20 protein-coding genes are annotated in these 11,948 nt (G+C 25.3%); 10 read left to right on the top strand and 10 right to left on the bottom strand.

What is annotated here, in order from left to right; translation table 11 throughout:
• Window positions 1-264: 264 nt before the first annotated feature.
• From KGF36_RS11590 to KGF36_RS11635, 10 genes are all read right to left on the bottom strand, one after another.
• Window positions 265-603 (bottom strand): hypothetical protein, encoded by a 339-nt coding sequence (locus KGF36_RS11590; RefSeq protein WP_227825755.1) that lies wholly within the window; start codon window positions 601-603, stop codon window positions 265-267.
• 307 nt (window positions 604-910) lie between these two features.
• Window positions 911-1,105 carry a helix-turn-helix transcriptional regulator gene (locus KGF36_RS11595; protein WP_021373110.1) on the bottom strand — a complete coding sequence of 65 codons (195 nt, stop codon included), beginning with the start codon at window positions 1,103-1,105 and terminating at the stop codon, window positions 911-913.
• A 248-nt stretch (window positions 1,106-1,353) separates the two neighbouring features.
• Window positions 1,354-1,554, bottom strand: coding sequence for a helix-turn-helix domain-containing protein (locus KGF36_RS11600; RefSeq protein WP_227829011.1), 201 nt, complete (start codon window positions 1,552-1,554; stop codon window positions 1,354-1,356).
• 83 nt (window positions 1,555-1,637) lie between these two features.
• Window positions 1,638-1,793: a hypothetical protein gene (locus KGF36_RS11605; protein ID WP_227850684.1), complete on the bottom strand. Its 156-nt coding sequence runs from the start codon at window positions 1,791-1,793 to the stop codon at window positions 1,638-1,640.
• Between the two features lie 101 nt (window positions 1,794-1,894).
• Window positions 1,895-2,209, bottom strand: a complete 315-nt coding sequence (locus KGF36_RS11610) for a hypothetical protein (protein ID WP_227829010.1) — start codon at window positions 2,207-2,209, stop codon at window positions 1,895-1,897.
• Between the two features lie 128 nt (window positions 2,210-2,337).
• Window positions 2,338-2,526: a helix-turn-helix domain-containing protein gene (locus KGF36_RS11615; RefSeq protein WP_227825757.1), complete on the bottom strand. Its 189-nt coding sequence runs from the start codon at window positions 2,524-2,526 to the stop codon at window positions 2,338-2,340.
• Between the two features lie 203 nt (window positions 2,527-2,729).
• The gene (locus tag KGF36_RS11620; RefSeq protein ID WP_165483898.1) at window positions 2,730-2,888 is read right to left on the bottom strand and encodes a hypothetical protein; all 159 of its coding nucleotides are present in this window, start codon (window positions 2,886-2,888) and stop codon (window positions 2,730-2,732) included.
• Between the two features lie 160 nt (window positions 2,889-3,048).
• A complete protein-coding gene (locus tag KGF36_RS11625; protein ID WP_167641004.1) occupies window positions 3,049-3,243 on the bottom strand; it encodes a helix-turn-helix domain-containing protein in 195 nt (64 codons plus the stop codon).
• Between the two features lie 206 nt (window positions 3,244-3,449).
• Window positions 3,450-3,608, bottom strand: a complete 159-nt coding sequence (locus KGF36_RS11630) for a hypothetical protein (protein ID WP_227854731.1) — start codon at window positions 3,606-3,608, stop codon at window positions 3,450-3,452.
• 165 nt (window positions 3,609-3,773) lie between these two features.
• The gene (locus KGF36_RS11635; protein ID WP_022620716.1) at window positions 3,774-3,983 is read right to left on the bottom strand and encodes a helix-turn-helix transcriptional regulator; all 210 of its coding nucleotides are present in this window, start codon (window positions 3,981-3,983) and stop codon (window positions 3,774-3,776) included.
• Between the two features lie 1,486 nt (window positions 3,984-5,469).
• On the opposite strand from KGF36_RS11635, the gene KGF36_RS11640 reads away from it, so the two are divergent.
• From KGF36_RS11640 to KGF36_RS11685, 10 genes are all read left to right on the top strand, one after another.
• Window positions 5,470-6,384 carry a ParM/StbA family protein gene (locus KGF36_RS11640; protein WP_227829008.1) on the top strand — a complete coding sequence of 305 codons (915 nt, stop codon included), beginning with the start codon at window positions 5,470-5,472 and terminating at the stop codon, window positions 6,382-6,384.
• A 12-nt stretch (window positions 6,385-6,396) separates the two neighbouring features.
• A complete protein-coding gene (locus KGF36_RS11645; protein ID WP_227829007.1) occupies window positions 6,397-6,669 on the top strand; it encodes a hypothetical protein in 273 nt (90 codons plus the stop codon).
• A 361-nt stretch (window positions 6,670-7,030) separates the two neighbouring features.
• Complete coding sequence (locus KGF36_RS11650) at window positions 7,031-7,885, top strand: hypothetical protein (protein ID WP_227829006.1); 855 nt, start codon at window positions 7,031-7,033, stop codon at window positions 7,883-7,885.
• Between the two features lie 192 nt (window positions 7,886-8,077).
• Window positions 8,078-8,308: a hypothetical protein gene (locus KGF36_RS11655; protein WP_227829005.1), complete on the top strand. Its 231-nt coding sequence runs from the start codon at window positions 8,078-8,080 to the stop codon at window positions 8,306-8,308.
• 104 nt (window positions 8,309-8,412) lie between these two features.
• Window positions 8,413-8,640, top strand: a complete 228-nt coding sequence (locus KGF36_RS11660; protein ID WP_227829004.1) for a hypothetical protein — start codon at window positions 8,413-8,415, stop codon at window positions 8,638-8,640.
• 2 nt (window positions 8,641-8,642) lie between these two features.
• The gene (locus KGF36_RS11665; RefSeq protein ID WP_227829003.1) at window positions 8,643-10,088 is read left to right on the top strand and encodes a hypothetical protein; all 1,446 of its coding nucleotides are present in this window, start codon (window positions 8,643-8,645) and stop codon (window positions 10,086-10,088) included.
• Window positions 10,089-10,205: 117 nt separating this feature from the next.
• A complete protein-coding gene (locus tag KGF36_RS11670) occupies window positions 10,206-10,484 on the top strand; it encodes an HU family DNA-binding protein (RefSeq protein ID WP_227829002.1) in 279 nt (92 codons plus the stop codon).
• A 205-nt stretch (window positions 10,485-10,689) separates the two neighbouring features.
• Window positions 10,690-11,103 carry a hypothetical protein gene (locus KGF36_RS11675; protein WP_227829001.1) on the top strand — a complete coding sequence of 138 codons (414 nt, stop codon included), beginning with the start codon at window positions 10,690-10,692 and terminating at the stop codon, window positions 11,101-11,103.
• 19 nt (window positions 11,104-11,122) lie between these two features.
• Window positions 11,123-11,473: a hypothetical protein gene (locus KGF36_RS11680; protein WP_227850686.1), complete on the top strand. Its 351-nt coding sequence runs from the start codon at window positions 11,123-11,125 to the stop codon at window positions 11,471-11,473.
• A gap of 92 nt (window positions 11,474-11,565) precedes the next feature.
• Window positions 11,566-11,751, top strand: a complete 186-nt coding sequence (locus KGF36_RS11685) for a hypothetical protein (RefSeq protein WP_227828999.1) — start codon at window positions 11,566-11,568, stop codon at window positions 11,749-11,751.
• Window positions 11,752-11,948: the final 197 nt, after the last annotated feature.

Here is an 11,948-nt window from a genome sequence, read left to right on the forward strand (position 1 = left end):
AGAGTATATATGTCTAGCTTATTTTTTATATTCGATTCTAAAATATAAAGGTACAAATATAAGGCAACCGTATTGCAACACGCTTAAAATGGCTTTAAATAGCTTGTATAATATATTATATCGTGTAGAATGTACTATAATATAACCATATCAAAAAATCCCCTCATCTGTATACTTATATAAATATATATATCAATACGCAAGTGAGGGGAAAAATATAAAAATATAAAAGTACTTAACAAAATGTCAAGTACTTTTTATGCATTATTGTAATTTTATTTTTATTTCTTCTAATTGTTCCATGTTTCTAGCGACCTGGTCTGTTGTTCCATTTAGCTTTCTATTAATCTTAATTACTCTAGTTTCTATTGCATTTAACTTAATGTCAACCACATCAAAGTTATCTTTAATAGAAGTCATTTCCTCGGCTGTTGAAATAGATTGATTATATAGTATATCTTGTTTCTTTTCAATACTATCAAGCCTGTTTTCGATGCTATCAAATCTGGTATTCATATCTGTTTTTACTTCTTTTAATTCATTTTCAATTCCATTAAGTTTACTATCCATTTTCTGTAATAATTCTAATATCTTTTCATCCATCACGACCACACTCCTTTTATTATTATAACATAATAATAAGTACTATATTCAAGTACTTAATAAAACAATCTGTAAATTATTTTACTAAATACTTGATGTGTTTTTGATAATGACATACTTCATAACTGTTATTTTATATTTAGTTTTAATATTATTTATTAGCTAGAGTTTAAGAAGCCTTCACCTGTTACTTCTGTGAGAGGTGGTTCAGTGTTTTCTTGTTCTCCTTTGTTATGATTTAATTATATTACATTTAGAACAAAATTACAAGTAAAAACGTTCTAAAAAATGTAAAAAATATTGGAATCTACTCTAAGTCAAGTAATTCCAATGGTTCTACATTTAAAAATTTTAAGATATTTTCGACTTCTGAAATGGAAAATTCTCTTTTTCCTGCTTCTTTATAACTGTATGCTCTTTGAGATATATTTATATAAGTAGCAAACTGTTGCTGACTGTATCCTCTTTCTATTCTTAATTCTTTTAATTTATCAAGTTTCATTTTATCACTCCTTTTTACTACATATATTATATAATATTTTAAGAATAGTATTTTGTCAAATTTGACAATATTGTAAGAATAAACAAATTACTATAAATTAGAATTATATATTTTAGCTTATTTTTTATATTCGATTTTAAAAACTAAAGGTATAAACATGAGGTGAACGTATTGAAACATACTTAGAATGGATTTAAATGGCTTGTACAATATGTTGTTGTAATAAAATAGACTAGCTATAATCTAGTCTATTTTTTATGTGGTTCTAATAATTCATTTGCGTCTATATCTAAGTAATATAATATTTGTTCTAGTTCTTCAACTGAAAAATCTCTATGCCCATTTTCCTTATAAGCATATGCCCTTATGCTCATACCCATCTTAGTACTTAATGTTTGTTGAGTATAACCCTTTTGTTCTCTTAACTCTTTTAACTTATTAAGCTTCATTATATCACCTCTTGTAATTCTAATATTGGGTGTGTTACAATATACCTATAATATACTACTTATAAGTATATTGTATCTTGTTATTAGTTATTAATCATGTTCATTAATATGTATAACAAGCCTATAAATGAGATTAAAGCAAAAACTATTTGTTCAGCCGATTTAATCATCTGAACTATGAGCTTTTCAAGTTGTGCGACCAACTCGATTAGCTCTTTTATTTTGTCTTTGGCTATCATTTAAGACACCCCCAATATTAAATTGTATAAGGTAGTGTTAAGTACTACCTTAATTAGATTATACTGCTATAAGTAAAAAAATGCAAGTAAAATATTACTTGTTATTCAAAGCCTTTAAGTTCAAGAAGTTCCTTCCAATTATTTATAATTATACTTTCTAAAATAGATAACTTATTATTGAATTTATTTGTATTACTTTCCATTTTCAATATAGCTGTTTCAACTGATTTCATACTAATGTTATCATCTGAATTACTAGTACTTTGAACTAGTTTCAATAAGTCAATTTGATTTACTATTTTATCTTGATTACTTTTTAATTCAATAATATCCGTACTTATTTTATTTTGTGAGGTTTTAATTTCTTTAATATCAGTTTTTAATTCTTCTAATAAATTGATTATACTAGTATCCATAGTTAGCCCTCTTTTCTGTATATTTTAGTTGTGTTTTAATATTATAACATGGATTCCTGTGGATAACTTATACAAAAAAAGAACTACTATATGTCAAGTAGTTCTTTAAAATTTATTTTATATCTATTTTAATCAAGTAATTCTAACGGATTTATATCTAAATATTTATATATCTTTTCAAATTCTTCAATCGTAAATGATGTTTTCCCATTTTCTTTATTCTGATAAGTTCTTTCTTTTATTCCTAACATTTGACTCATATCATATTGTGTAATTCTCTTAGATGTTCTTAAATCTTTTAATTTATTAATTTTCATATTATCACCTCATTAATTTTAAAAATAAACAATATAAATTGCTTTTAATGCAAAATATAAGAAGAAGAATAAGCCTAATACTTTTACTATTTGTAATGTAGTCTTAATATGTTGATTCATTAAATCACCTCATTTACTTTTAATATTAGGTGTGTTACAATATACCTATACAATGTATCTATATAGGTATATTGTATTGGCTATTAATGTTTAATTATGTAGATAAGTATTAATAACCAACCGATACAAGAACATAAAACAATTAAAATATGTTCAAGTGATTTAAATACTTGGACAAGGAGCTTTTCAAGTTGTGCCACCAACTCGATTAGCTCTTTTATTTTGTCTTTTGTTATTCTCATAACGTCACCCCCTAATATTAAATTGTATAGATAAGATTAATTCTTATCTTAAGTCTATTATAATACGTGAAATAAAATTCGTCAATATAAAAATACGAATTGGATATAAAAATAGACTAGATATGTTACAACCTAGTCTATTGAGTGTTATTAAGTTATTTTATTTAATGTTAAGTATTTCCCTTGCTTCTATATCATAAAGATTTATAAGCTTTTCAATTTCTGATGCTGTAAACTCTGTTTTGCCTTTTTCTTTATTTTGATAACTTCTTACAGACATATTTAAATGATATGCTAGTTCGGTTGGAGTTAATTTATTATCTTTTCTTAATTGTGAAACTTTGTCTAGTTTCATTCTATCACCTACTTTACAAATAAACTATATGCATGGCTTTTAATGCAAAATAAAGGAATATACATAATCCTAAAAATCTAAGTATTTTAAAGATTGTATTTGTATGTTGGTTCATTAAATCACCTCTTGTATAATTAATATTGGGTGTGTTACAATATACCTATATAATGTACTTATAGGTATATTGTAAGGGTTTTATGTTATCTTTAATTAAATATAATATAGATAAAAATAAAAACCCAGCCTAACAAAGATATTAAAGATATAAAAATATGTTCAGCAGATTGAATTATCTGAACTATGAGCTTTTCAAGTTGTCCTACCAACTCGATTAGCTCTTTTATTTTGTCTTTAGTTAACTTCATCAAGACACCCCCAATATTAAATTATTTAGTAAGTTTTTCTTACTATGATTATATAATATCATAAATGGAGTAATATGTAAATAAATTTCGGCAAAATTTTGCTGTAATATATTGGTATATTAAAATAGACTAGATATATTACAACCTAGTCTATTGAGTGTTATACTATACATTTTTTCTGTCTAACAAGCTTAATATTTCCTCATCGCTTAAATTTAGTACGTCAAATATCTTTTCTAGGTCTCCAATATAAAAGGGTCTTTGCCCATTCTCCTTACTTGAATAACTTCTATAAGACATATCAATATAAGTAGATAATTGTTGTTGTGTTAGTCCTCTTTCAAGTCTATATTGTTTCAATAAATCTAATTTCATTAATCAGTACACCTCCTAAAACAATTGCTTAATGTTTATTATTAATGCAATAATAACTATTAAACAACCAATACCATACAATATACATGTTCTAGTATCTCTTTTCATAGTTTGTTTAAATGTGTTATAATATATAGTAGACGTATCACCTATACAAGAGTCGGTACACTCTTGTATAGGCTCATTGTTTTACTTATTAATAAAACAATAGATAGTTATTAAAGAACTAATAACACTTACTGTATTAAAGATAATAATAAATACTATCTTTAATGTTAAAACTTTGTTGATACGTCTACTATGCTTACCCACATTATTGTCCCCCCTTCCTGTTAAAATTTGGTACAAGATTATTATAACATTAACCACTACGATATTGCAAGTATAAATGTGGTGATTTTAGTGTATATTATTTATATATTTGTTTAAATGTAGTTATATCAACAGTTATAAGTTGTGATGTCTAATTGACGTTGTGATGTCCGAATAGTGTTTGAATTGATGTTTGAATGATGTCTTATTAATGTCTATAAGACTTTCTAATCTATAATAAAAATTTCTATACAATATAAAAAATTATACAATTATGAACGCTATATAAGTTTAATAAAACATAGTCATTGTAATCCTTTTATGACATAGATAAAACTAATAACTGACATTTTACTGACAAAATGATGATATTTGTTATTAAATATGTTGAAATTACTAAGGTTTAGAAAAATGGCATAGAATACTTACTTTTATGTCTTTTTTTACTGACAAAAACATAGATTTCTAAAATAAGATAAAAGTATTACTTTTATTAATTAAATAAAGAAAATAAGATATTTAACATAATAAAATAAACTTAAAATAGGGTAGGGGGTATTTTAGGGAAAGTGGCTTATTTGTCAGTGGAATTTTATGTGTAGTCCTTTCATTTCCACAGTTCAAAAAAATTACAGACGGATTTACAGACGAAATAATTCTATATTTTCCACATAAAATCAAACTCTGTCTAAAGACATTTCTTAGATTTTTATTCTTAAATTATACTCTCAATAAGGAAAATACAAATTAAAAGTGTATGTATAAATTATTATAAAAACAACTAAAACATATAAGAATATTAAATACAAAAAACAACTTGAAATATAAGGAGATTTATTAAATTAGAATTAAAATGTTGTCTGCAAGAAAATAAATTTCAATATTTTGCTGAAAACTAAAGTTTGTACTTAAAAGAAATACAGATAATATGGTTAAATAAACTAATTCACTAGTTCATAAATGGTTTGATTTTAATTTAAATATAAACTAAAAAATTTATATAATAGATTGTTGATTTATATATGAATCAAAAATGGTTTATAAGTAATGTAAATTTAAATGTAAAAATAAAAAATGTCATTTTATAGTTGAATTTTTGTGCAAATTTAATGCAATTATTAATTGTTTGTATGGTATAATATATTTAGTAAATATTTACTTAGGAGGAATGAAAATGGAAGAAAATTACCAAGTTATAGGCTTAGATATAGGAAGAGGATATGTAAAAGGATATAGTAAGTATAATGGAATGGTTAAAGAGTGTTTGTTTAAATCAGTATTTGGCGATGGAAGAAACATAGATTTTGAGAAATATGAAAATCCAATATACATAGATTTTGAAAGTGTAAGTTACTTTGTTGGTTCATTAGCAGAAAAAGAAAGTATAACACCTATAAGAAATTCTGATGATTCTAAAGTATCTTTTACAATGAGAATATTAGTTGCTGCTGCTCTTAATGAAATAGCTGTAGCTGATGAAGTAAAATTAATGATGGGCGTTCCATATAAATCATTTAGGAAAACAACATTAAAAGAAGTTGTAGACACATATAAAGGTAAAACATTTAAAGTAAAAGATAAAATAAAGGGTGGACATAAAGAAATAAAAATATCTGATATATCAATTTTTAGAGAAGGAGACGCTGCATTATTTCATACATTAGAAGGAAAAGTAAATGAAGATAAAGCGGTTGGCATGGTTTCAATAGGTTTTAGAAGTACTGAGATGTCTTTCTTTGAAAAAGGTTTTGTATTTAATGATAAACTATCAGATACATTAGAGGCTGGAAATCAGGATGCATTAACAATGGTTCAAAAGCAACTAAAAGATAGAGGAATAATAAGAGAGCTTAATGAGATAGATAGTTCTAATGATTATGATGAACTTAAAAAGGTTGCCTATATTATGGCATCTGAAAGTACAGCTCAAAGAATAGCTTCTAAGTGGAAAAATATAGACGAAATGGATGTGTATGTAAGTGGAGGTACTGCATTACATATGACATTTGATAATAGATTCAAAGTTTCTAAAGATGCTCAAATGGCTACAGCTAAAGGACTATTTGAAGTAGGTATGGAACAATTCTAGGAGTGATATTATATGAAAAAATCATCTAGTTTTTATTTAGAAGAAGATATATTTGATGAAATAGAAAAATACCAGAGTGATAAAAATATAAGTAGTAGAAATACAGCTTTGGAAAGAATAATATTAGAGTGGAAGAATCTTCAAGAAGAAAATAAATTATTAAAACAATGTTTAGGTAATGGTGTATATACAATAAATAAAGAAACAACTGTTACTGAAGAGAAAAAAGATATAAAAAAAGAAAATCCTATTATTAAAAATATATTTAATAACATGCCAGATTAAATGAAAATATCTACTCAAGAAAATTTGGGTAGATATTTAAAAAAACTATTGAGAACAAAGAAGGTATATGTTATACTTAAAACATGGATAGAACATAGAGGGTAATGAAATTTCTGAAGCAACTTGTTGCTAAGAACAATTGCAAGATGTTTTTTATCTTGCGATTGGGCTATCACTTTTATAATATCTTTTTTTAAGAAACATCGTTTTTAGTATAGGAAAAATAGGCTTTTTAAAGTGTAGGTAGCACTTTTGTTAAAAAAAATGAAAGGAGGTAGTATTTATAATAAGTGGAAATGAATTTATAAAAGACATTATTGTTACAGATAAGAGAACTGGAGAAGTAGTAGAACATCGAGGGATGAAAAGAGGTGAAGTACTTGAAATTGGTAAGAGAAAAAGAAGTTTTTCACCAGAACAAAAAGCTATCATGAATAGTAAAAAGGAGTTACCATATCATAATTTTAAGTTAGGAGGTTTTGTATTTTGTGCTTATGTAAAAAATGAATTATTATTTAATGAAGTAAATATAAGCAGAGCTAATATAAGTAGACTAATATATCTTGCAACATATTTAAACTATAATACAGGAGAAGAAAACTTATTGGTTAAATATTCTCAATTTAAAGAAATAATTCCTATAGATAGGAAAAATATGAAAGAAATATTAAGCCTTAAGGATAGAGCATTTAGAGATTTCTTAATAGATGTAAAGAAAAGTGAATTGTTATATGAATTTAGTAATAAGTTTTATATAAATCCAAAGTATTTTACAAAAGGAATTTCTAAATTTGAAAATAAAGAGTATACAAGAATCTATATAAACACAAGTAGATTTCTCTATGAACATTGTACACCAAGACAACATAAACAATTAAGCTATATATATCAACTCATACCATATATACATTTCGAGAGTAATATCTTATGTTTAAATCCTTACGAATCAGATATTTCAAAAATAAAGAAAATTAGTTTGAATAAAATTTGTGAGTTATTAAATATTGATTCTTCAAAGCAATACATGATTAAATTTAAAAAAGAATTACTTAAATTTTATATAGAAGTAAATGGAGATAAATATTATTTTTTTAAATATGTAATTGTTGAAAACTCTTATGAGAATACTGATTATTTTATTATAAATCCTTATGTAATTTGGAGAGGTAATAATTTAAGTGAAGTAAAGAAAACAATTAATTTATGTTTTTTTTAATTTATACCTAGTTAGGTCAGTCTCAGAATAAGAGGTAATGAACTCTAAAAAATAGCAAAAAACGTTTAAAAATAGGCAAAAAATAAAATTTAGGGGTGGCGTAAAAAGTTTACTTTTGGGCAAAAAAGTGGCGTAAAAAGTTTACACCTTGAATATAAAATTAAATTTTATTTAGATAAAAATAGGAAAGAGGTGTTTAAGATTAAAACAGATTTTAGTGTTGATGTTAGACGAAAACCTTTAGGTGGAACAATAAGATTTCATGGAAATAGTACAATAGAAATTATATCTGATAAACAAGTAATGAGATTTGAGGAAAATGGAAATGTATATTATAACAATAAGAAAATAGGTACAGATGAAGAATTATTTAAGTGTGTACAGATATTTTTCAAACCAATCTTAAAATTAGAAAATTTATAAATGATATATAATCACTTGGGCATATCAATAATAACAAATCTATAAATTCAAGTCAAAGAAAGCAAATCTTTGCAAATCAAGTTTAAAATTAAAGAAGGAGAATTATGAGCGGAAAAATAGAACTAATATATTTAGAGGATTTAAAGAAATCAGAAGAGACAAATTTACATAAAGATGATAAGTATGAAAAAGAAATAGATATGTATATGGAGATGAGTGAAAGATCTTCATATGAAATAGTAAATAGAAGGCATGAGGAGGATTCTAAGGATAAAATATGGGATTATGATGATACAAACTATGATGATGGGTTACAAGGAAAGGAGATATAATATTGATATATAATAATAACAATTTTTATGAAAGCATAAATGGTAAATATGCGCAAGATTACATAAAGAATTTAGATTACAGTGTAGATAATTGTTCAGATAGAATTAAATATGTGGAAGAACGATTAGGAACTAAATGTACATGGTTTGAGGAAAAGGAGAAAAGTTATAGCAATAAATATTATAATTCTGTTACAAAAAGAAACGAGACTGTTGTTACAAGAGTAAATTATCAAGAGAAAAGACAATTCGGTGATAAATTTTGGGAAGAAATATTTAAACAAACTTCAGATAGTCCACTAGATAAAGATGGAATATATTATGTGGATGATAATGGTAAAGAGGTTATAATGGGGCATAAAAATTTTATTAAGTGGTGTGAGTCAAGAGGGGTGAATCCAAATGAATATATGGGTGTAGTTAATCCCTTTAGTAATAGTGATGGTACATGGGATTATACTCATCAAGATACATCAAAAATAAAATTGATGTTAAATAAAAATGATAGTACATATTCAACTTCTAATATAGCTAAGACATTAGAAATACTAGCTAGTTATATATTAGCTGTAGATGATAAACAAAAAGAAACTAAAATAAAAATATATAACTCAAAAGAACTATTTCAAAGAGCATGTCAAGAAGAAGCATTTCTAAATAAAGTAGCTACAGTCAATGGAGGAAACATCGATTCAAAAATTTCTAATAAAGATGGATTTAAAGAAGACACTTCATTTGCATTCTTTCAATTACCTAATAACTACAAAAAAGTAAAAGATATAAAAGTTAAACCTAAGGATGTTAAAAAATACCCAGTTATAAAAGCATATTCAGATACCTATGAATGGTATAAAGCTAAATATAAAGAGCTAGGGAGTAAACAATTAAATAAAGAAGAATTAAAACTTAAGAGAGTAGTTAGAAAGAATTTAAAGTTATTAAAAAATGATATGATAGATGCTAAAAGTTTAATAGAAAGACCTATTATTTGGAAAGCACCATTAGACGATGCAGGAAGCCCTGACTGGGATTATCTTGATATGTTTGATAAATCACACGTAAGGGAGCTTTTAAGGGTTCAAAAAGGAAATGATTTACAAGATGACTTATCATGTATTGTTATGGATTTAAATAACCTCATATCTAAAACGGAATTTACTACAGTTCAAAGAGATATATTAGATTTATATAGAAAAGATAAATCATTAGATTGTATTTCAGATTTAATGAATATAACACCTCAAGCAGTAAATAATCAAATAAATAAAATAGTAAACAAAATAATAGATACATATGAGAAAAATTATGAAGAAAATTGTTACTACATATCTATTTCTAAAGGTAAATATAAAAGATGTAGTAGATGTGGCAAAATAAAATTAATATCTAATTTTAATAAGAATAAAAGAAGAAAAGATGGTTGTGAAACTTTTTGTAGTTCATGTTAACGCAAGTAAAGTGGTTTAAAAAAGGGCTGCTTAAAACATATTAATAATGTAAGGGGATAAAAATAAAACCTCTTATTATCAAATGAAAATTATATGAGAAAAGGGAGATTGAAAAATATGAAAACTAAAGAATTTATAAAAATGGTAGCAGAGGGATTAGATATATCACAGGTAAAAGCGAGAGAAATACTGGATGTGATTGAAGAAAAAAGAAATGAAGTATTAAAAAATGGTGATGAATTAACTCTAATGGGGGTTAAGTATATAACTAAAGTACAAAAAGGTAGAGAGGGTGAAATAACTCTTGAAGATGGAACTAAAAAGTCTTGGAAGACTGAGGATAAAATAGTTCCTAAAGTAAAAGCAGCTAAATCTTTAAAGGATGCAATAAAATAAAAAATAAATATTTAAGATAATCATATTAGAGTAATCAATAGACAAGTGGTCATAGTTGGGGGTGTTTATCAGTTTGAAAACCCCTAGATATTGTTTAATTTATAATATTTGAGGGATAGCCACCCTCCTAAAAAAGAAGGCTCCTGTCGTGAGATAGTATTAAGTCCTTCTTTTCTTATACTAAAGAAAAGGGAGATTTGATAAAATGAATAGTGAAAAACTAATAGAAAATAAGGAACTAAGAGATAAAAATATAGATAGAATTGATGTGTTAGAACATGTTAAAGAAATACTAACTTTGAGGAATACAGATTTTAGTACAGTGGAACTTGTTTCTAATTATTATGAAGTTGATAAAGAGACGATAAAGAAACTTATACAAAGAAATAGAGGCGAGTTAGAATCAGATGGACTTAGACTATATAAATATGATGATATAGTTGAAATGCTTGAAAATACTAAAAAGGGACATATTGTCAAATTTAAAATTCCATCAAGAGGTCTGATATTAATACCTAGAAAAGCTATACTTAAAATAGGCATGTTGCTTAGAGATTCAGAGGTAGCAAAAAAAGGTAAGATATTTACTATCTCAAGAATTACCAGAATTATATTGTGAGCTAATAAAAGAAAATTAGTTGAATTTTAAAAAATATGAAGAAGAAATAGGAAATTATTTGGATTTTACATTTAAAAAAGAAAATGTTAAAAGACAAGTTAAATGTGGAAAGTATTATTTGGATTTCATTATATTTGACAGTATACGCATAGAAGTTGATGAAAATAATCACAGTGGATATGATAAAGATAAGGAAAAAGAAAGAGTGTATGACATACTAAATAATACTAACTATTGGACAATAAGATATAATCCGCAAAAAGAAAAACCATATGAATTAATGGCTAAAATATTTGAACTCTCTGAATGTACAGAGGTAGGTTTTAACTTAGATTGGGGATTAACATTAAATATTACAGATGTTGTATAAAGATATTAATACATTCCTAGTAGAGTTATAGTTTTTCATCCTACCTAAACTATAACTCTACAAAATAATAAAAAAAATAAGGGAGATAATATATGAAAAATAATAAAGGAACAGTCTTAGAGAAATGTGAGATAGTAAAAGAAGAAGATGGAACAGTTAAGATTGTAGAGCATTTAAAAGATGGAGACCATGAAGTATTACTTAGTGATATTTTAGATAAATATGCTGGTGATACAGATTTAAATATAACGATAAGATTGAGTGAAACAATAGTCTAAGATTAATTTCTTAGACTATTTATTTTTTACTTAATATATTGATAATGATATTTGTTTGATAATATAATGGAGATATTTTATTAAGAGCTGAGTTAATTTTATAAAGTAAACTTAATTCAGCTCTTAATTGAACTGAATCTCCCTATTAGCCACTAGGGTTGGTTCTCTAGTGGTCTTTTTTATGGTGGTGATAATAT

It is taken from the genome of Clostridioides sp. ZZV14-6009 (genome assembly GCF_020658095.1).
Lineage (GTDB): Bacteria > Bacillota > Clostridia > Peptostreptococcales > Peptostreptococcaceae > Clostridioides.